Source organism: Pelagicoccus sp. SDUM812005 (assembly GCF_031127875.1).
Taxonomy (GTDB): domain Bacteria; phylum Verrucomicrobiota; class Verrucomicrobiia; order Opitutales; family Opitutaceae; genus Pelagicoccus.
The window spans coordinates 117,190-137,266 of the sequence record NZ_JARXIA010000015.1 but is presented as its reverse complement, the minus strand read 5'-3'; the positions used below and the strand labels follow the sequence as shown (position 1 = coordinate 137,266).

The following is a 20,077-nucleotide window of genomic DNA, read 5'->3' as shown; positions in this document are numbered from 1 at the left end:
TTGCTGGCGGCGATTTTGTGCAATTGTGCGGACGGGTGGTTTCGGGGGGAGGAGGGCCTAAGAATCGTCGCGCTTTTGAGCGTCATCGGATTGACTATTGGGAGGCGGCGGCGTTAGTTCTGCATCTCGTAAATGCCCCACAATTCAGCTAACCCAATCCCTGCGCGCGAGGAGTTGATTCGCGATGCAGTCATTCGTCTGGCGGGCAACTCGCAAGACGGCATTCAATCAATCGGTGGATTTCTGGCCCGGCTCGCCGGCAGGAGTGCCCAAGAAGTCATGACCTACATGACGATCCCGGCCACGATTTCGGGCGGGCCGTCGATTTTCCAGGTTCGCATGGGCACGGGAGAGGTGCTCTCGGCGGGAGACGAGGCGGACTTTCTCCTGGCCTTCTACCAGCACAGCTACGAGGACCATATCGGTTTCTTGAAGGAGGGCGGGGTGTTGCTCTACGATTCCGACCACGTGAAGCTGGAGGAGGACGACCATCGCTTCGTGCGGGTAGGGGTGCCGATTTCGGCTTTGACGGTTGAGGCTTTGGGCGGCTCGAGCCGCGAGAAGGGGAAGAACCTGTTCGCCCTTGGCCTGCTGTCGCGGATCTTCAAGCTCGACGTGGGGAAGCTGCGGGAGATTTTCAAGGAGCGCTTTGGCGGCAAGGCGGAGGATGTGCTCCGCAACGTGAACCTAGCCTTCGACGCGGGCTTTTCGTATCCGATCGACAACGTGTTGGATCGCTACTTCTCGTTCCAGAGCGAGGAGGAGAGCGAGGGGCCGCCGCAGGTAACGATGGACGGCAACACGGCCTTGACGCTGGGGTTGATTGCCGGCGGCGTGCGTCATGGAGCCGGCTATCCGATTACGCCTTGGTCTACCATCATGGAAATGCTGCGCCAGCAGTTGCCGCGATACGGCGGGGTTTTCGTGCAGGCCGAGGACGAGCTGGCAGCGGTGTCGATGGCGATCGGCTTTTCCTACGCTGGCCGCCTGGCGGTGACGGGCAGTTCCGGTCCGGGCATCTCGTTGAAGATGGAAGCGCTCGGTTGGGCGACGATGGCGGAGATTCCGCTGGTGGTGGTGAACATCCAGCGCGGCGGGCCGAGCACTGGCTTACCGACGAACGTGGAGCAGAGCGACCTGCTGCAAGCGATCCACGGCAGCCACGGGGATTGCCCGCGGGTGGTGTTGGCTGCGGAGAACGTGGAAGACTGTTTTTACATCGCCCGGGAGGCTTGCCAGCTTGCCCGCAAGTTTAGCGTACCTGTATTCGTTTTGTCTGACATGTCTTTGGCATCGCGGATCGAGGCCTTTGACGAGCCGGATCTCGATGCCTTGATGATCGAGCCGAGTCTGGATACGGAGGATCGCCCGGCGGATTTTAAGCCTTACGACCTGGAGCGGATCACGCGTCACGCTCCGCCTGGTACCTGGGTGGAAGGCGGCGTCTTTCCGCAGGTGACGGGTCTCGAGCACGACGAGGCCGGACATCCTTCCGCGAATCCGCAGATGCATGCGAAGATGATGAAGAAGCGTCGCTCCAAGATCCAGCAGATCGCGGCGGAGCTTCCCCCGTCTCAGGTTTTTGGAGACAGGGAGGGAGAGGTGCTGGTAGTGGGCTGGGGTTCGACCTGGGGGCCGATTCGCGAGACGGTGATTCGCGAGCGGGACTGCGGTCGCAAGATCGGCCATTTGCAGATCCGCTACATCAACCCTCTGCCGAACGACCTCGGCGAAATCTTTTCCCGCTACGAACATATCCTGGTGGTGGAGATGAACGACGAGGGACTTTATGGATACGGGCAGCTCGCCACCTTGCTGCGGGCTCGCTACTGCAACCCTGCGATTCGCAGCCTTAACAAAACCGATGGCCTGACCTTCAAGATCAAGGAGATCCGGCAGGGCATCGAAGCCATTTGCCCGAGCCCCGCCGCAACCCTTCAAGCCCCCGTCCAAGCATGAGCACTGCAACACCTACCCCTGTAAAAGCCGAACGCGGCGTCCTGACCAAAAAAGGCCTGCAAGCGGATCACCCGACGTGGTGTCCCGGTTGCGGAGACTTCGCGGTTTTGGCTGCCTACTACAAAACCTTGGAGAAGCTCGACCTGCCTCAGCAAAACATCGTGACCCTGGCAGGGATCGGCTGTTCGTCGCGGTTTCCTTACTTCGTAAATACGCACGGCGGCCATTTCATCCATGGGCGCTCCTTGCCGTTCGCTTCGGGCGTAAGCCTGGGGCGGGACGACTTGCACGTTTTCGTGTTTGGGGGCGACGGCGACGGCTTTTCGATCGGCGGGAACCACCTCGACCACGCGGGCCGCAAGAACTTTCGCCTGACCTACGTGATCATGGACAACTTCGTCTACGGGCTGACCAAGAAGCAGACCTCTCCGACTTCGCCGCAGGGCTTCAAGTCGAAGACGGATCCTTGGGGCGTCTTCGATCGACCCACCAACCCGATGCGCAAGCTGCTCTCGAGCGGGGCGACCTTCGTGGCGCGCACGCATGCGACGCAGATCAAGCACATGATGGAAATGTACGAGCGGGCGGCTCTGCACGACGGCTTTTCGGTGATCGAGGTGCTGAGCGAGTGCGTCGAGTTCTACAAGGGCGCCTTCGACGCTGGAAACCCGCGCAAGGGCGGAGCCTTCGAGACGATCGACGAGGAGGTCCACGACGTGTCGGACATGGCGGCGGCTCTCGCTTTGGCGGAGGAACCGTGGCCGGGGAAGTTCGGCGTCTACTACGAGACGCAGCAGCCGACCAAGAACAAGCTCGAGAAGGATTTGGTGGAGGCCACGCGCCAGAAGGTGGGGCATAAGTCCGACAAGGAACTGCTTGCCAAGACCTTTGCCAGCATGCGTTAGCCTACGGAAGCAGGACCACTGTTTTTTGGATACAAAAAGGGCGCCCGAACTTTCGTTCGAGCGCCTTTTGTAGTTAACCAACCAACTAAGAGTCTAAAGTCTTTCTTCGATCGCGGGCGGCGATCGGCGGCTTTTTGCCTGTGCCTACTTATTCGGCGCGAACGGGGATAATCCTAATATCAAAAGCGCTGCTTTTTGGGGAATTACCCAGTTTTTGACACTTCTGGCTTCCAGAAACGAAGTAGGCCGGTCCTCCCGGACCGGCCACTAACATCAACTATAGGAAAATAGGAACTAACTGTCCTGGAAATGTGTCGCTGAAAGTCGTTGGAACAACTCGCTTACAGCTTTTTTACATGGGACGAAGCATTGGGAACTGGCGCTGGGGGACAAGTTTTTTTGGCCCTCGCTCGCGGCTACGGGAAGCCCTTAGGATGAAGGGGCGGGGCGGAATTTGGCGGGCGAAGGGGAAGCGTTTGGGGTTGGTTGCGGCTTCCCCGCTGGGCATGCGGCTGGGCTGTCGCATCTGCGCATTGACAAGGGGGCGGCTCGCACCGTCTGATAGCTGTCGCGTGATAAGGGATCTTTTTAGGGAATGGAAACGTTGGGGGCGCCTTTGGGGCCTGAGCGGCTTGGCGGTCGCTTGTTTGCCGGGCTTGGGAGGCCAGGAGGCGGAGGAGGACCCCATGGCGGCCGCTTCGGAAGCGGCCTTGGCTCGCGTGGCCCAGGACGCGGAGAAACGGGGCGTGAACGAGAGGGTGCAAACGCAAGGGACGCGCTTGCGGCGGCGTTCCACTATGGGAGCGATCGATCCGATCTACCGGCACGGGGTGGCCTATTTCGATGAATGGACCATCCGGGCGGGCGCCTTGAAGCTGCGGGTGCCTGCTTACTATGGTTGGGAAGGGGTGAAGCCGTCTTCGGATTTCTATCGGGCCCAGGCCCAGGGCGGATTGCCGGGGGAATTGCTGGTGCTGCCGATCACGAACCAGGATTTCGTGCGGGCTACCCGTTCCAAGTACGTGAACAACTACGGCTTGATTTGGGTGCCGCAGGAGCATGCGTTTACCTCGATGACGTCCGAGGCCTTCGAGCCGGTGAAGGAGGAGGTCAAGGAGCGGATCCTTGCCGAGCGCCGCCAGCGGCTGGATCGGGAGGACTTTTGGGAGTTCGAGGACTACATTGCCTTCAAGAAGGGGAACGACGAGAGCGTGAAGGAGTTCCAGAACGGCTACTGGTTTCGCGCCATCGACGAGCCTGACATGGTTACCTATTTCGCGGTTTCGGAGTTCGTCTTCCAGACCAACCGGGAGGAGCTGCGCCAGCCTATGATCCAAACCATGACTTATGCCCTGGTGCGGGGAAAGCTGCTTCGCTTCGACTTCAAGCGGCTCTACCTCTCCGACGAGGATGCGGTGCAGCTCATCAGCTTTACCCGGCAGTTCGTCAGCGACATGCGAGCGGTGAACGGTTTGAGCGAGCGTACTTTGCGGTAACTGTATTTGGGGCGTGGATACCGGTCTGGATAAAAAAGTTGCCAGCGGCGTAGGGCCTTGGCACGGGTAGGGGCAATGAGCCTAAACCGATACGAGCAACTGCTTTTCGACTACATCGAGTCCTTGCCGGAGGAGCGTCGGTTTTGGTTCGATCGCGTGGTGGAAGTGGCGGAGACGAATCGGCGTCGCGAAACGGCGGCCTTGATCTTGAATGCCGAGCTTTGGGAGTACTTCGAGGAGCGTTCGCGACACGAAGCGGATTTCGCGAGCGTGGTCGGCGGCGGCATGGGCAAGCTGAGCATGCTCAACCTTTCCGAGTACCTCCTGCGGATGTGGGCGGCGGTAAAACCTAGCAAGCCCACGTAAGGTTTTGCAGGAAAGAAGCGACGGGGCGGCGGAGGCGGATTCGACCCTTAAGTACTTTTATAAATATCGTGGTAAAGTTGACCTCTTTGCGAGCTAGGATTTGTTAGGCGTCGAGGTTGCGTGCATAGTTCTCGTCTCTCGTTTCACTTTTCATTCTACTAGACGAACATGCGCTCACTTACCCCAGAGCTACACCTTGAACAACTTTACGAGGACTGGATCCGGTTCAACGTCAACGGGCGCCTCCTGTCCTGTTCCGGGATTTTGCGGGAGCGCTGGGCGGCGACGGGTTTGTTGGCAAGCGCTCGCCAGGCGAGCGACTTCTTCAAGCTGACGGCGGATGACAGCGAGGGCTTCTTCAATGGGTGGGTCTTGGCCTTGCGCGGGTCGGCGAGCGTTTTGAACCTGCGCATGCGAGGTTTCGACTTGGCGGATCGCACGGTGGTTTTCATGCCGGAATTTTCGGAAGGCGGCACCGTCGTGGAATCGGTGGTGGTCGGCTCGCTGCGGGTTTGCCAAAAAGGGGCGCCTGCTACGGATGGAATCGACGCCACGGTTTCGAAGTTGGCGGAGATGCGGGACATGTTCCACGATATCGCCAAGGCGAACCGGGAGTTGGAAACGGCTTTGCAAGCGGCGAAGGCCGAAATCGAGTACGGGAAGACGGAGAGCCAGGCCAAGACGGATTTCCTGGCGAACATGTCGCACGAGATCCGGACCCCAATGAATGCGGTGATCGGTTTTTGCGATTTGCTTTCGAACACTCGGCTCACGCGAGAGCAGTCCGAATACGTGGATGCCATTACGCACAGCGGGAAGCTGCTGATCGATTTGATCGGCCAGGTTCTCGATTATTCGAAGGTGGACTCCGGTCATCTGGAGCTCGAGTGCGAGGACTTGGACTTGTCGTCGATTTTCCTGGAGGTGCAGGCCATCATGGGGGCAAAGACGCGAAACCATGCCATCGACTTCAAGGTCGATTGCCAGCGGGTGAGCGCCGAGCTTTTGGTCGGGGACGAGACGCGGGTGAAGCAGATCCTGATCAACCTGCTCGGCAACGCCTACAAATTTACGCGCGCAGGGGAAATTTCGCTTACGGCGTCAACCACTACGAGCGAATACGCAGGGCATTTGTGCCTACGGGTTCGCATTGAGGATACCGGGATCGGGATCGCTCCCGAGCGGATTCGATCCCTGTTTTGCCCCTTTGCGCAGGCCCATGGCAGGGGCGAGAGGGGGCAGGAAGGCACGGGGTTGGGGCTAGCGATTTGCAAGCGGCTGTGCGAGGCGATGCGCGGGGATATTTGGATTGAGAGAACTGAGCTTGATAAGGGCAGCGTATTTACCTTAGAAATACACCTACCGCGCAAAAATCCTGGTGTTCGCCCTTTGAACTCCAGGGCGAATGTAGAGGAAAAGGATCTAATGAAATCTTCTGAAAAAACTGCCACAGGAGCCTTGAAGGAGAATGCCCCGCTTCGGTTGCTGGTAGTGGACGACAACCCGAACAATTTGCTCATCACCTCCAAGCTGTCGCAACACCTTGGATACAAGGCGGAAACGGTTACCAACGGGGTCGACGCCCTGAAGAAGATGAAGAGCGGCGAGTTCCACATCGTGTTGATGGACGTGCGCATGGCTCCGATCAACGGGATGGAGACGACGCGCATGATCCGCGAAGGGGAGGCGGGGGACGAGAGTTCCGGCGCCTATATCATTGCGGTGACGGCCCATGCCTTGCAGGGCGACAAGGAGCGCTGCATCCAGTCCGGGATGAACGATTACCTTTCCAAGCCCTTGACCCTGGAGCGCTTGGAGGAGAGCCTGAACCGAGCTCGAGCGGAGCTATCTCTCGATTGACATTCGAGGCGGACCTTCCCAAGAGAGCTGCATGAATTTGCTTAGCAGCAAGGAAAAGTCAGAGCTTCGTGGCTACGCTCAGCGTTTGAAGCCCGCATTGCATGTGGGGAAGAACGGCTTGGCTGAGCCTGTAGTGGTGGAGCTCCGCAAGGCTTTCGAGAGGGAGGAGCTCATCAAGATCGCCTTCAAGGCGGAGCGCTCCGAGATCGAGGCCCTGTGTTTGGAGGTCGAGCGTTTGGCTGAATGCCAATGCGTAGGCGGCGTGGGAAAGAAGCGAAGCTTTTACCGCAAGATGCCGGAAGCGGTGGAGGCCGAATAGGTCCGTAGGGCCGAAAATTCCGAGCAGGCGTGGAAGTAAATTCGTTAATAATTGCGGGAGCAGCTTTGACCCTAGGTGGTTATCCGCTACCGTTTTGAGCTATGAATTTACTGTTGGCTGGACTCGAATCGATCGACGCTTCTGCGCAGTCGCTTGCTTGTCAATGTGTTGCGAGTTTAGCGGCGGTCGACCGCGAACACCATAGGGTCGAGTCTTTGTCTTTGCCTGCTCGGTGGGACGACTGCTTCAAGCCGCTCGACGCGCTGCTCGACCAGCCGTGGGACGCGATCGTGCTTTTTTCAGAAAGAGTGAGCGATTCCATCTCGATCGAGCGGATTGCCATTAACGAAACGGATGTTTCGCAGAAAGACGCGATCGGGCGGCGGCCGCGTGGGAAGGTCATCGAATCCGCGGGCGATCCCGGCTACTGGACGACCTTGCCCTACCGGGAGCTCGCGAGCAAGTTGACGGCGTCGCAGTTCATGGCGATTCCCTCGCACTCGGCAGGCACGGCTCTGGCCAACTATGCTTGCTACCGTCTGATGCACGGCTTGGCGCAACGGGAACGTCGGATCCGCGCCGGATTGCTGCAGCTGCCGTTCACCGGCTCCGTGTTTTCGGAGGAGGAGGCCAAGCGCTTTGTATCGGTCTTGCTGGAAACCTTGGATCCGGAATTTTTGGCTCATGACGGCTTGGGAATCGACGTGTCGCGGACGGCGAGCCGTCTGCAGTCCGAGCGCCCTTTGCGGTAGCGGCCTTTTTCCCGGCTAGAGGATTTCCAGGGCCATCATGGTCTGGTCGTCGGTAGCGGAGCGACCCTTTGCAAATTCGGACACGATGCCGAAGGCCTTGTTGGGGACGGATTCGAGCCCGTCCTCCCAAATCTTGGGGATGGCTTTGACGAGCCGATCCATGCCGAGCATATCGCCCTTGGGATTTTCCGCTTCGTAGAATCCGTCGGTTATGAAGAGTACCTTTGATGTATCCGAAAGTTGGATCAGGTTTTCTTCGTACAAGTCGCTGGGGTCGATGCCTAGCGGCATGCCGTCGGCTTCGAGCAGTTCGGTTTCGTTTGTTTTCGAATCGAGGAGAATGGCGGGGCAGTGTCCGGCGCTGGCGAGCTTTAGCACCTTCTTTTCGTAGGAGAGGAAGGCAGCTTGGGCGGTGATGAACATGTTGAGGTGGCCCAGCTCGTCGTAGATCTGCTTGTTGATCTTGGCTAGCAACCAGCCCGGCGTTTCGGCGAGATTGAGGCGGGAGCGGATGGCGGTGCGGAAAATAGTCGCCAGCAGGGCGGCGGGAACGCCTTTGCCCATTACGTCTGCGATCACGATGAGCAAGCCCGCGTCGCGAATCTCGATGGCGTCCACGTAGTCTCCGCCGACGGCCATGGCTGCGACGCAGCGGCCAGTGGAGCGGCAGTATTGGTTGCTTGGATACGACGAGGGAAGGAGCGATTGCTGGATTTCCGCAGCGACCTGAAGCTGGGTTTGTGAACGTTCGTGCTCTTCCCGATGACGGAAGGTTTTGACGCTGGTGTAGGCCAGTCCGAGAAATTGGGCGAAAGTGCGGGCGAGGGGGAGCGTTGTTTCGAAGAGAACCTTTGTACTGTGCTCGGCGGCATGCAGGGCAATGGTGCCGAGGCAATCCCGTTGGTAGAGAATGGGCAGCACGATGGCGCATCCAGATTTTTCGTACAAGGGATCTGTCTCGTCGAGGTGGCTGCAGTGTTCTACGCAGAGCTCCTTCTCCGAGGCGATGACAGTGGTGCAGGCGCAGGCTTGATCGCGGGAGATCACGGCTTCGCGGATTTCCAATTGATCGCCGCTTTCGTGGTACGCGTTTTCTAGGCTGCCGTCGCTCTCGAGGGTCCAGACGTTTGCTTGGGTCAGATCCACGAATCCGCGCAGGCGTTGTACGCTCTTTTCGATGAACGTTTCGATCGCGGGGCAGTGGGTGAGGTCGTGGGCGAGTCCGGCGATGATGTCTCTCTCGGCGTAGGCGAGGTTGAGGTCATTGGAAAGGTTCTGCAGCATGGAGAACATTTCCTCGGTTTTCACGAGGATGTCGGATGCCGCGTGGGTGGCGAAGCGGAGGGTGACCTTATGTCCGTAGTCTGTCTTTTCGGCGGAGAAGGATTCGGCTATGGATTGGATGATGAAGTAGCCGCGGCCGGACTCGGAGGTCGGATCTTCCGGGAGGCTGGCGTCGTTCACGGGGTCGAAATAGGGGCCGGGGTCTTCGACTTCGACGATGAGCTTTTCGTCGATCCAGGTCCATTTGACTTTAACGACGAGGGATTCGTCCTCCTGGCAGCCGTGCTCGACGGCGTTGTTGAGGCATTCGCAAATGGCGAGGTCGAGTTGGGGCCAGAGCGTTTCGTCTAGGCAGTTGCGTTGGCAGAAGGCTTTGAGCAAGGCGGAGACTTCCGCGACTCGTTCGAGGGCGGCGGGAAATTCGCAGTATCCCGTTTCGTGATACGCTATGGACTTGGAACTCATTGGATAGGCTTGAAGACGAGTCTCCAGATTTTGGAGCGGATGAGTTTGCCGATGCTCTTGTCGTCGCAAAGCGCTTGATAGGAGGCGTGTATCCACTCAGTGGGGTCTTGAGGGCTATGGCTGTCGTGCACGTCGGAGAGGGCGATGACGCCAGGGGTGGTCTTGGCGAGGCGGCGGGCAACGTCGAGGTCGGCCGCTTCGGAGGTCCAGTCTACGGGGCGTGGCAGGATGCCGACGAGGCGCATGCGGCCTTTGACGACTTCCTTGAGCCAGTGCCAGCGGCGTACGATGAGGCGGCCTTGGCTACCGGTCTTGAGTCGCAGGGCGCCGCCGCGGCCGTCGTGGGCTTCCAGTTCGCTCCAGTCGATGCGGCTGAGGGCGGCGACGGGCGAGACGAGGCAGAAGAGGGCGAGGGCGAGCAAGCGTTCCAGGATGCTGGGGCTGGAGAGCTTTTCGCTGATGTTGGAAAGGATGAAGGAATCGGTAATGGCGACGCGGCAGCCGCGCTTGCTGTCGAGCAGCAGGCCGCCTTCTACGGCGACGTTCTCAAGGGAAGTGTTGCAGCCGACCATGGTGCCGGGGAGCACGATGGAGCGTTGCACGCTGGCGTTTTCGTCGACGATGGCGTTTTCGCCGATGCAGGCGTAGGGACCGACCTGGGCGCCGGCTCCGACTTCGCATTTTCCTTGAATCCAGAAAGGCGCGACGAGCTTAGCGGTGGGGTGGATGCGTACGTGAGGGCCTACCCAGCCACCGGCGGGGTGCTTGACTTCGATCTTGAGAGTGTGGTCTTGCAGGTTGTCGAGCCACTCGCGGTTGAGGCGGAGCCATTGCTGAAGCAGTCCGGCTTCGCCTTCGATGGGCTCGGGGAGCCGGTTGGCGCGAGGGAGCCCGACTACGGGCGTGGCGTCTTCGGGCGCGTCTTCGTCTGAGCGGATGGGCATGACGTGGACGGGGCGCGACCAGAAGTTTCCGTCGTCGAGGTAGTTGCGCAGCTCGTTGGGACGGTCCGCGGTGTAGAGGGTGATTTCGTCGATCTCCTGGTTTACGGCTTCGTCCATCCAGTAGGAGATGAGCGGTTGGTTGCCGATGGGCCAGAGGGCGAAGGGGCGTTCCGATTGCCAGAGGGTGTCGTAGGAACTCCAGTCGGGAAGGAGGAGGTGCCAGGTCTTTTTCATGTGGGGCCTGAGGTGGGATTAGTAGGCTCCCTTGCCGAGCAGGACGGCGGGAACGGTTTTGAAGAGGAGCTTGATGTCGAGCCAGACGCTTTCGGAGCGGATGTATTCCACGTCGAGGCGGACTTGGCCGGCGAAGTCGATATCGGCGCGGCCGGCGACTTGCCAGAAGCAGGTGAGGCCGGGCTTGGCGAGGAGGCGGGCGCGGTCTTCGACGGTGTACATGACGACTTCGCGCGGGACGCAGGGGCGGGGGCCGACGATGGACATTTCGCCGCAGAAGACGTTCCAGAACTGGGGGAGCTCGTCTACGGAGTACTTGCGGATGAAGCGGCCGACGCGGGTGATGCGTGGGTCGTGCTTCATCTTGAAGGTGACGGTGTCGCTGCCGTGCTCGTTTTGGGCGAGCAGCTGGTCTTTGATTTGGTCGGCGTTGACGCACATGGAGCGGAACTTCCACATGTAGAAGCGGGTGCCGCGGTAGCCGACGCGCTCTTGCTTGAAGAAGATGGGACCGCGGTCTTCCAGCTTGATGAGGAAGGCGGTGAGGGCGTAGACGGGAGAGAGCGCGAGCAAGGCGCAAGCGGAGGCGACGATGTCGATGACGCGCTTGAGGCCGAGGGAGAAGCCCAGCACCATGGCCCAGACGAGGCGTTTGGATTTTACGCGAAAGTTGAGACGTGCCTTTCCGACAGGAGTCCCAGCCTTCGACCAGTAGTCGACGAGTTCTTCGTCTTCAAGTTGTGGGTTGGTCTGCATATCTGGATATTCGATTCTTTAGATCGGCCAGAAGCGCAGGTACCAAAGCAGTATCTTGCAATGAGTCCCATATTAGTGAGGCGCGTTCGCGCTGGGGTTGTACGAATTTGGTAAAACTTGGGATTTGGTCGTGCTCCCAGAAATCGAGGATTCGCTCGAGCTGGTAGCCCCGTTCGCTGAGGTCGCGGCGGATGCGTCGCAGGAGCCGAAGGTCGCTGGGGGTGTCGACGTAGACGCTGAGGTCGAGGCGGCGGGCGAGGCTCTGTCGGTGCAGGACGAAGAGTCCCTCGACGAGGATGACGGGGCGGGGCTGGATGGGGTGGGGCTGCGTTTTGCGGGAGAAGGTGGAGAAGTCGTATTGGGGAGCGTCGACGGGGTGGCCTTGGGAGAGCTGTTGCAGCTGGGATTCGAGCAGGTCGAGCTCTAAGGCGGCGGGGTCGTCGAAGTCGGTCTTGGCTGCTTCGTCGGCGGGCAGGTGGCTGAGGTCGCGGTAGTACCAATCTTGTTGGATGGCTACGAGCTGGTGGCTGCCGAGCTGTTCTTGGAGGTGCTTGGCGAGCCAGCTTTTTCCGGAGCCGCTGCCGCCGGTGATGCCGAGAAGAGTGGGTTTTCGCATGTAGGGTGATGATAGGCGAATTTTTAGGGTGAGCTCAAGAGCTGGGGCGCGGCGTCGTTCTATAGGGGAGGAGCCTCTGCGTTCCTGATTATCGACACATTCCTATTTCCAACATTCCCGCTAAAATGAGTATCGTACTTGAAGGACAAACTGTAGAAGGAACGCTTCGCGCTGAAGTTGGGGTGGCCCGTTTGGACGCCGCTTCCTCCCGCGATTTCAAGAAGGAGGTCGACTCCCTTTGGAGCGATGGCGTCGTGGCTGTCGAGCTGGACTTCTCGAAGGTAGACTTTATCGACAGCTCGGGCGTAGGCGCCTTGCTGGGAGTATACAAGCGTTTGCCTCAGGGCACCGCTAGCGTGCGTCTCAAGAATGTGAAGGCGCCGGTACAGTCGGTGATCGAGCTCTTGCGCTTGCATCGAATCTTCGAGATCGCGAGCTAGGCGTTCCGCTTTTTGGATACGCCGTAGGCTGAGTTTTGGGCGCTGCGTTGTTTAGCGTTGCTCGGTCTGAAGCGGCGGGCTAGCTGTACGCCCTTGTTTTTATGGGGGGCGATACGAAAGGGAATTGGGCTTCGGAACTGAAGGCTACGCTTTGGCTGGCGGGGCCGATCGTGCTAGGGAATCTGGGCCAGATCCTGATCGGGGTGGTGGACACCTTGATGATCGGGCAGGTAGGCGTGGCTCCGTTGGGAGCGGCGGCTTTCGTGAACAATATTTTCGTCATCCCCTTGGTCGCCTTGATGGGAGTGTTGGCGTCCGTGACGGTTTTGGTTTCCCAGTCTAAGGGAGCGGGCGATCGGAGGCAGGTAGGACGGCATATCCGCCACGGCTTGGCCATGACGGTGGTGGTTTCGCTCGTCGCGATGGGCTTGCTGGGGGCGAACGCGCTTTTCTTGGATCGCTACGGCCAGGAGAGCGTGGTGGTGGAAGCGGCACGGGGCTATTATTGGCTGGTCGTCCTGTCCTTGTTGCCGGCGCTTTTCTATCATTGCATGAAGAGCGTTTGGGAAGGCTTGGGTTGGTCGCAGGCTCCTATGGTGGTATTGTTGGGCGGCATTGGTTTGAACGTGCTGCTGAATTGGTTGCTGATCTTTGGGGCGCTCGGCTTTCCGGAGTTGGGCTTGCTGGGAGCTGGTTGGGCGACCTTGATCTCGCGCTGCCTGGTGGCGGCGGTGATGTTTGCCCTGACTTTGAGGGCGAAGCGTTTTGAGGGCTTGCTGCCGCGGCGCTGGCTGAGCGGCTACGAGTGGCCGGAGTTTCGCGGGATGCTTAAGCTGGGCTTGCCGATGGGCGCCCAGCATCTGTTCGAGGTAGGAGCTTTTGCGGGAGCGGGTATCATGGTGGGCTGGCTCGGCAAGGAAGCGCTGGCGGCTCACCAGATCGCGATGTCTTGCGCGGCGATGTCGTTCATGATTCCGCTGGGGGTGTCGATTGCCTGCGGGATTCGCGTCGGCGCGGCGATGGGCGGCGGCGATTGGGTGGGGATGCAGCGGATCTACGCGACGACGTTTTGGTTCACCCTGCTGCAAACCATCGGTTCGGCGGCGGTTTTCTTGGTAGGCGGCGAGTGGCTGGCCCGGCAGTTCGTCGACAGCGAGACGGTGATCGCGGCGGCGGCGGCCATTTTCGTGGTGGTTGGCTTGTTTCAGATCTTCGACGGGGCTCAGGTGGCCTGTCTCGGGGCCTTGCGTGGAATGTCCGACGTGACGATTCCGATGTGGATAACCTTCGGGACCTATTGGGTGGTGGCTTTGCCGGCGGGCTACGTGTTCGGTTTCGTCCTCGGGTACGACGCGGTCGGGGTTTGGTCGGGACTGGCCCTGGGGCTGCTTTTGGCGGCGGTCTTGCTGTGGGGGCGCCTGCGTTTTCGGTTTCGCGAAGCTCGCTGAAGGGACGGGTGAGGTAATGTCCCTACTCCATGGGTGGAGGAGACTCTCTGTAGAGATTTGGCCGCTTGAGTAAAGTTGCGGGGGATTTTGCCGATGGGGAAGCATCGAAGCGACGCTCTCGATTAGTTCATGTTTTCCTCCATGCACAGTATCGTTTGTAACCCGCAACGCGAAAGTCTGTTGAAGTTAAAGTCCAACAGCAACTTACGCGGGGCTTGCTTCTGTCAGAATCCGATTCCATGAGCCTGTCCAACATTTTCCAAGACGCATTTCTCCAGTCGCCCCAAGCCCAAGTAATCGTTACGGGTTACAAAATTTCTCGGGCGAACCATGCGGCGTGCAGTTTGCTGGCGGGCGATCCGGATACCTCGGCTCTTGAGGAGGCTCCCTTGGACGCGATCTTTAGGGACGCGGAAAAGTGTCTCGATTTGGAGAGGGGAACGGGAATGCTCACCTTGCGCTCGCCTTTGGAGGCGGGACCGATCGTTTGCAATGTAGTGGTCACTGGGATCAGCGGGGGAAGCAGGCTTTGGAGCCTGGAGCCGATTTGGCGCGACCAGATCGAGTCCAATGGTTCGACCCTTTCGTTGGAGCGGGCCTTGCACGCCACTGCGGATGCGGTGATTTGCGTTAGCGGGCGAAACGACGAGGGGACTGATCGCGACTTTGTGGTTCGATTTGCGAATCGGGCGGCGGAGTCGTTCTTGGGGGTCGGCCAAGGGGAAACCGCCGGTCGGCAATTGCAGAGCGTATTTCCGTTTTTCGGAGACCTCGATCTCGATCTTCACTTCGAGGAGGCGCTGGAGGGCGCTCCTTCCGTTTTTCAGCAGTCGGTTGAATCTTCGGATGGCGTGAGCACGGAACTTTCCGTATCCATTTTCTCGTCACAGGATGGCGACTTCGTGATTTGCATGCGTGACGTTACGGAAGAGGTGCGGGTGCAGAGCAAGCTTGAGAAGAGCACCCACGAGCTGGATCGCCTTTCCAATCAGGTTCCCGGCGTTTACTTCCACCTTTCGATGGATGAGACGGGCACTCCAAGCTTCCCGTACATCAGCGAAAAGGTTCAAGAGCTGCTAGGGGTGCAAGCAGCGTCCGTGATGGAGGATGCGTCGGTTGCGATGGGCGCGGTATGTATCGAAGATTTGGAGCGGGTCTACGAGTCGCTCGCAGTTTCGAGCCAGCACCTTACGCCGCTTCATATCGAGTATCGAATCAATACTCCCAGCGGTCGGCAGAAGTGGGTCGCCACGAAGGCGGTTCCTGAGAAGCGTTCGGGCAAGAACGTTGTTTGGTATGGGATTTTTGAAGACATCACCATGCGCAAGGAGTCGGAAGAGCGGCTTCGCATGGTGTCGGCAGCGGTCGAAGCGTCGAGTGACTTCGTCCTCATGGTCGATCGAGAGGGCGAAGCATTGTATCGCAACAATTCCTTCGTCAATATCGTCGGCTACCAGACGATTGACGTGCTTAATGACAAGGGCGGAGTAAAGGCTCTTTTCGGCGAGAAGCATGTCTACGACAAGATCCTGCAGGAGACGCTCGAGTACGGACATTGGCAAGGGGACGTGCAGGTCATGACCGAGTCTGGACGCCAGCTCGATATCTATTTCCGTTCGGTTTCCGTGAAGGACGAGAAGGGGCGGGTATCCGCTTTGGTCGTAACGGGAACGGACGTGACGCACAACAAGCGTCGCCAGAACCTGCTCAAGCGCTACAACTCGGTATTGAAGGCGCAGAGCGAGGCGGCGACCGACGGTATCCTCGTCGTCAACGAACGCGGCATCGTATCCAATTTTAACCGACGCTTCTGCAAAATCTGGGGCTTGTCTACGAACTTGATGGATGTGGGGCGTCCGGAGAAGATCTGGAGCGTCGCGTCCAAGCAGGTCGAGGACTCGGAATCCTTCTTCGAGCGCGCCATGATGATCTCGAAGAACGAAAGCGAGACGTTTAAGGACGTCTTGGAGTTTGCGGATGGACGTACCTTTGAGCGAACCTCGATTCCTATCTCCTCGCCTTTGGGCGAATCGTACGGCCGGGTTTGGTTCTTCCACGAAGTGACGGAGCAGAAACGTTCCGAGGAGCGCTTGCGGGCGACGATGCGGGAGGCGGAAGAGGCGAACCGGGCGAAGAGTTTCTTCCTCGCGAATATGTCGCATGAGATCCGCACGCCGATGAATGGTATCATTGGCATGACGGGGCTTTTGGCGGAGACGTCGCTCGAGAACGAGCAGCAGGACTATGTGGATACGATCCGGGCTAGTAGCGAGGCGCTGCTGGTTGTGATCAACGATATCCTCGACTTTTCGAAGATCGAATCAGGAAAGCTGGAGTTGGAGAACATCATGTTCGACCTTCGCGATACGATCGAGGAAGCGATCGATACGCTTGCGATCCAGGCGACTGAGAAGGGCTTGGATATTTCCTATGTATTTGGAAAGGGAATACCGGGATCCCTGTTGGGCGACCCGACACGTCTACGCCAGGTGATCGTCAACTTGATCGGAAATGCGGTGAAATTTACTGCGAAGGGCGGCGTCGTGGTTCGAGTGGACCCGTTCCATGTGAAGGACGACGATGTCATCTTGCATTTCCAGGTAAGCGATACGGGAATCGGAATCCCTGCCGATCGCATTGACAGACTCTTTGGATCCTTCAGCCAGGTCGACGCGTCGACCACGCGCAAGTATGGCGGCACGGGTCTGGGCCTTGCCATCAGCAAGAACCTTGCGGAGCTGATGGGTGGTTCGATGTGGGTCGAGAGCGACGAAGGTGTGGGATCGACCTTCCACTTTACGGTGTCGTTTAATCGGGCTGCACTCAGCTTCGACATTGGCAGCTCTCGCGCTCCTAGCCTTTTGGAAGGGCGCAAGGCGATCGTGCTCGATCATCATGGATTCAGTTGCGAGTCATTGACGAGCCAGCTCGAATTGTTCGGCGTGACGGTCCGGTCTGGAACGAGGATCGACGAACTCGAGACCATCGTTCAGGCATTTCCGGACGTGGACGTCGTATTCATCGAAGCGGGACTGGGCGGCTTGGAGTATCAGGAGCTGAAGACGCGGATACGGAGCGTGCTGGGCAACGAGAACCTTACGATCGTTTTCACCGGGCGTCTCGGTAGCATGCACCTCGGAGAGAATGCGGATGGCAACACCTTGTCGTTGCTGAAGCCATACAAGCTGGAGAACGTAAAGTCTCGTATGCTGGAAGCGGGAGGCAGAGCGGCGCCGCGGGTGAAAAAGGTTTTGAACGAAGGCACGAAGTTTGGCGAACAAATGCCTCTCCGCATCTTGCTAGCCGAGGACAATGCGATCAACCAGAAGGTCGCGAATCGACTCTTCAAGAAGATGGGCTATGAAATCGCAGTCGCCCAGAATGGATTGGAAGCGGTCCATATGATTGGCGAGGGAGATTTCGATCTGGTGTTCATGGATATCCAGATGCCGGAAATGGACGGACTGGAAGCGACTCGCGAGATCATCAAGCGCTGGGGCGAGAAGCGTCCGCGGATCATCGCACTTACCGCGAACGCGATGCGCGAGGACCGCGAGAATTGCTTCGGAGCGGGAATGGATGGATACCTGACCAAGCCTTTCAAGCCGGACGACCTAAAGGATACGATCGCTAAGACCTATCGCCTGCTCCAAGAGAGCAGCGGCGATTCATCGACGGTAGAACCGTTGCTCTAGCTGGTGATCGTTCTGCGCAGAATGCTTTCGAAGCGATCGACGATCGGTTGCCAGTCGAAGGCGGGCGAGTAGGCTGCCGCAGCTTGGCCCAACCTTTTGCGCAGCGCGTCGTTGCGAGCGATTTCGACGGAGCTGCGAAGGAAGCTGTCGTCGTCGTCGAGGGCTGCGAGCAGGCCGTTTGCACCGTGGCGCACGTGCTGGGCGGGGGCAGCGTAGTCGAAGCCGAGCAAGGCGTTGCCGCAAGCCATGGCCTCGGTTGCGACATTTCCGTATGTCTCTGTTTTGCTCGGGTAGAGAAAGGTGTCGGCGGAAGCGTAGTAGCGGGCGAGCTCGGGACGATTTTCGAGTGGGATGGCGCCTGGAAAATAGGCATAGGGCATTTTTCGCCGCAGTTGCTTTTCCATCGGGCCGCTGCCGATGATAACGAAGCGAGCGTCAGGCCGAGTGTCTCTGATCTTTGAATACGCCTTGTTTAGGAGCTCGTAGTTCTTTTCGGCGGCGAGTCGGCTGACGTGGATAAATACGGGCGAATCGGTCGCGGCGTTCCAGGACTTTCGCAGGTTCTCGTCGCGAGCTTTTGGGGTGAACACTTTTAGGTTAACGCCGCGTCCAAAAACGTCCATGTTCTTGAATCCCTCCGCTGCGAGCTCTTGGGCGAGCTCTTGCGTGGGAGCCATGGTGCAGCGCGTTTGGTTGTGTATCCAGCGGAGGAAGGCCAGGACGATGCGGGTGGCGAACTTCGCGTTGTAGTGCTCGCTGTAGCTGTGGAAGTTGGTGTGAAAGGTGGAAGTGGTGGGTATTCCTAGGACTTTGGCGGCGCGAATGGCCGAGAGCCCGAGAGGGCCTTCGGTGGCGACGTGAACGATGTCGGGGCGATTAGTTTGCCAAGCGTGGATGAGGCGGTTGCGGGAAGGGAGTCCGAATCGCAGGTCAGGGTAACGTGGTATTGGAAGTCCGAATACGGTAATGGTATCGGAGCTTACGCTGGGTTCGCCTTGCTCGGAGCATTGGATGGGGCGAACCACTTGAACGAGGTGACCCTTGTCTCTCAGCCCTCCGACGAGCTGGCTGAGAGTCATGGCAACTCCGTTGATTTCCGGAGGGTAGGTTTCGGTGACGAGCGCTAGTTTCACGATACGTACGGTGTCCTAAGAGAGTGGGCACGGATACGCTTGAGCTAGAGCAGGTCCTTGGCGATTGAAATCTGAAAGTTGTAACGATCTGGTGACGCGGCGTTTCAGCTGTCCTGCGGCTCGGCAGATTCCGCTAGGCTGGCCGCGTAGTCCAGGGAGGCTTGCAAGACGCGCATGACGTTGGCTCCCCAGAACTTTTCGAGGTCCTCCTCGCTGTAGCCGCGTCTGAGCATTTCGATGGTGATGGGCATCATCTGGCCGATGTCCATGGAGTTTTCGACTCCACCGCCTCCGTCGAAGTCGCCGCTCAAGCCGAGGTGATCGATCCCCATCACCTTCACCATGTGGTCGATATGGTCGACCACGGCGGATACCGTAGAGAGCGGTTTCGGGAACTTCTTCTGCAAGGCGACGTATTGCTCGGTGGCCTCGACCTGCTCGGCTTCGCTGAGCTCCCGGCCGCTTCGGTATTTTTCGAACCAGGCTTTCATTGCTTGGGAGCGTTCCTCGTTCGGTTCGACGTCCATCATGTAGGCGCTGAACATGTTCATCTGCACCACGCCGTCGCGGGCGGCGATTTCTTTGAGGAGGGCGTCGTTGAGGTTGCGCGGGTGCGGGTAGCAGGCGTAGCAGCCGCTGTGGGAGGCGAGTAGGGGTGTCTTGGAGAGCTCGAGGATGTCCCAGACCGTTTTGTCGGAGGAGTGGGAGATGTCGACCATGATGCCGAGGCGGTTGCATTCCTCGATGGCGGCCCGACCGAGATCGGAGAGCCCCATGTGGAGGTTGCCTTCAGGGTCGGTCGAGGAATCGGCGAGGTCGTTGTTCTTGCTGTGGGTGACGCCGAAGTAGCGCACGCCCTTGTCGTAATAGTCTTTTAGCAGGTCGATGTTTCGCCCGATGGTGTATCCGTTTTCGATGCCGATGAAGACGACTCGTTTGCCTTCCTCCCGAATGGCGTAGGCTTCCGCCGGAGTGGTGGCGATAGCGGCGAGATCCGAATGTTCCTCGACTGTTTTGTGAATCAAGTCGGCTATTTCGAATCCGGAAGCGATGGCCTTTTGGCGGCCTTCGTGGGTGAGCGGGCCCTGGCCGACGTAGACCACGAAGAAGCCGCCGTCCATGCCGCCTTTTTTCATTCTGGGGAAGTCGACCTGGCTCGCATGCTCGTGCCAGCTGTGCTCCTCGGAAATGTCGAAACCGGGGCGTTTGAGGACGATTGGCACGTCCATGTGCGTATCGAGCGTCAGGCAATTCTGATGGATCTTCCAGGCGAGTTCTTCCAGTTGCGTATCCGTCCAGTCAGTACGCGGCGTGCGTTCCTGGTCCTTTGCCTGGAGGGAAAATGCGAGGACGGACGCGAGTGCGAGAGCGCGAATCGTGCTATTCATATCTATGAGTTTCTTTT

The 20,077-nt window shown here is 58.9% G+C and carries 16 protein-coding genes; 10 read left to right on the top strand and 6 right to left on the bottom strand.

Annotation, left to right across the window (positions count from 1 at the left end):
- Window positions 1-132: 132 nt before the first annotated feature.
- From QEH57_RS17170 to QEH57_RS17140, 7 genes are all read left to right on the top strand, one after another.
- A complete protein-coding gene (locus tag QEH57_RS17170; RefSeq protein ID WP_309008000.1) occupies window positions 133-1,959 on the top strand; it encodes a 2-oxoacid:acceptor oxidoreductase subunit alpha in 1,827 nt (608 codons plus the stop codon).
- Window positions 1,956-2,864 (top strand): thiamine pyrophosphate-dependent enzyme, encoded by a 909-nt coding sequence (locus QEH57_RS17165; protein WP_309007999.1) that lies wholly within the window; start codon window positions 1,956-1,958, stop codon window positions 2,862-2,864. The genes QEH57_RS17170 and QEH57_RS17165 overlap by 4 nt, the downstream gene beginning before the upstream one ends.
- A gap of 572 nt (window positions 2,865-3,436) precedes the next feature.
- On the top strand, window positions 3,437-4,360 hold the full coding sequence (locus QEH57_RS17160; protein WP_309007998.1) for a hypothetical protein: 924 nt from the start codon (window positions 3,437-3,439) through the stop codon (window positions 4,358-4,360).
- 75 nt (window positions 4,361-4,435) lie between these two features.
- Window positions 4,436-4,726, top strand: coding sequence for a hypothetical protein (locus tag QEH57_RS17155; RefSeq protein ID WP_309007997.1), 291 nt, complete (start codon window positions 4,436-4,438; stop codon window positions 4,724-4,726).
- A gap of 168 nt (window positions 4,727-4,894) precedes the next feature.
- Window positions 4,895-6,586 (top strand): ATP-binding protein, encoded by a 1,692-nt coding sequence (locus tag QEH57_RS17150; RefSeq protein ID WP_309007996.1) that lies wholly within the window; start codon window positions 4,895-4,897, stop codon window positions 6,584-6,586.
- A 31-nt stretch (window positions 6,587-6,617) separates the two neighbouring features.
- Window positions 6,618-6,905, top strand: coding sequence for a YhbY family RNA-binding protein (locus QEH57_RS17145; protein ID WP_309007995.1), 288 nt, complete (start codon window positions 6,618-6,620; stop codon window positions 6,903-6,905).
- Window positions 6,906-7,006: 101 nt separating this feature from the next.
- Window positions 7,007-7,657, top strand: a complete 651-nt coding sequence (locus tag QEH57_RS17140; protein WP_309007994.1) for a hypothetical protein — start codon at window positions 7,007-7,009, stop codon at window positions 7,655-7,657.
- A 15-nt stretch (window positions 7,658-7,672) separates the two neighbouring features.
- Here QEH57_RS17140 and QEH57_RS17135 read toward each other — a convergent pair whose 3' ends face one another.
- From QEH57_RS17135 to udk, 4 genes are read right to left on the bottom strand one after another with little or no spacing between them, the layout of a single operon-like run.
- A complete protein-coding gene (locus QEH57_RS17135; RefSeq protein WP_309007993.1) occupies window positions 7,673-9,406 on the bottom strand; it encodes a SpoIIE family protein phosphatase in 1,734 nt (577 codons plus the stop codon).
- The gene (locus tag QEH57_RS17130) at window positions 9,403-10,584 is read right to left on the bottom strand and encodes a hypothetical protein (protein ID WP_309007992.1); all 1,182 of its coding nucleotides are present in this window, start codon (window positions 10,582-10,584) and stop codon (window positions 9,403-9,405) included. The genes QEH57_RS17135 and QEH57_RS17130 overlap by 4 nt, the downstream gene beginning before the upstream one ends.
- An 18-nt stretch (window positions 10,585-10,602) precedes the next feature.
- Window positions 10,603-11,340, bottom strand: coding sequence for a sugar transferase (locus QEH57_RS17125; RefSeq protein WP_309007991.1), 738 nt, complete (start codon window positions 11,338-11,340; stop codon window positions 10,603-10,605).
- The gene (udk, locus tag QEH57_RS17120) at window positions 11,318-11,956 is read right to left on the bottom strand and encodes a uridine kinase (protein WP_309007990.1); all 639 of its coding nucleotides are present in this window, start codon (window positions 11,954-11,956) and stop codon (window positions 11,318-11,320) included. Before udk ends, QEH57_RS17125 begins: the two co-directional genes overlap by 23 nt.
- Before the next feature lie 125 nt (window positions 11,957-12,081).
- Between udk and QEH57_RS17115 the strand changes: the two genes are divergently transcribed.
- The 3 genes from QEH57_RS17115 (at window position 12,082) to QEH57_RS17105 (ending at window position 17,539) form a co-directional block, all read left to right on the top strand.
- The gene (locus tag QEH57_RS17115; protein WP_309007989.1) at window positions 12,082-12,396 is read left to right on the top strand and encodes an STAS domain-containing protein; all 315 of its coding nucleotides are present in this window, start codon (window positions 12,082-12,084) and stop codon (window positions 12,394-12,396) included.
- A 101-nt stretch (window positions 12,397-12,497) separates the two neighbouring features.
- On the top strand, window positions 12,498-13,844 hold the full coding sequence (locus QEH57_RS17110) for an MATE family efflux transporter (RefSeq protein ID WP_309007988.1): 1,347 nt from the start codon (window positions 12,498-12,500) through the stop codon (window positions 13,842-13,844).
- Between the two features lie 239 nt (window positions 13,845-14,083).
- Window positions 14,084-17,539, top strand: a complete 3,456-nt coding sequence (locus tag QEH57_RS17105; RefSeq protein WP_309007987.1) for a response regulator — start codon at window positions 14,084-14,086, stop codon at window positions 17,537-17,539.
- On the opposite strand, the gene QEH57_RS17100 is transcribed toward QEH57_RS17105, so the two are convergent.
- Window positions 17,536-18,672 carry a glycosyltransferase family 1 protein gene (locus QEH57_RS17100; protein WP_309007986.1) on the bottom strand — a complete coding sequence of 379 codons (1,137 nt, stop codon included), beginning with the start codon at window positions 18,670-18,672 and terminating at the stop codon, window positions 17,536-17,538. The two genes, QEH57_RS17105 and QEH57_RS17100, sit on opposite strands and share 4 nt — an antisense overlap.
- Window positions 18,673-18,776: 104 nt before the next feature.
- A complete protein-coding gene (locus tag QEH57_RS17095) occupies window positions 18,777-20,060 on the bottom strand; it encodes a dipeptidase (protein ID WP_309007985.1) in 1,284 nt (427 codons plus the stop codon).
- Window positions 20,061-20,077 lie beyond the last annotated feature (17 nt).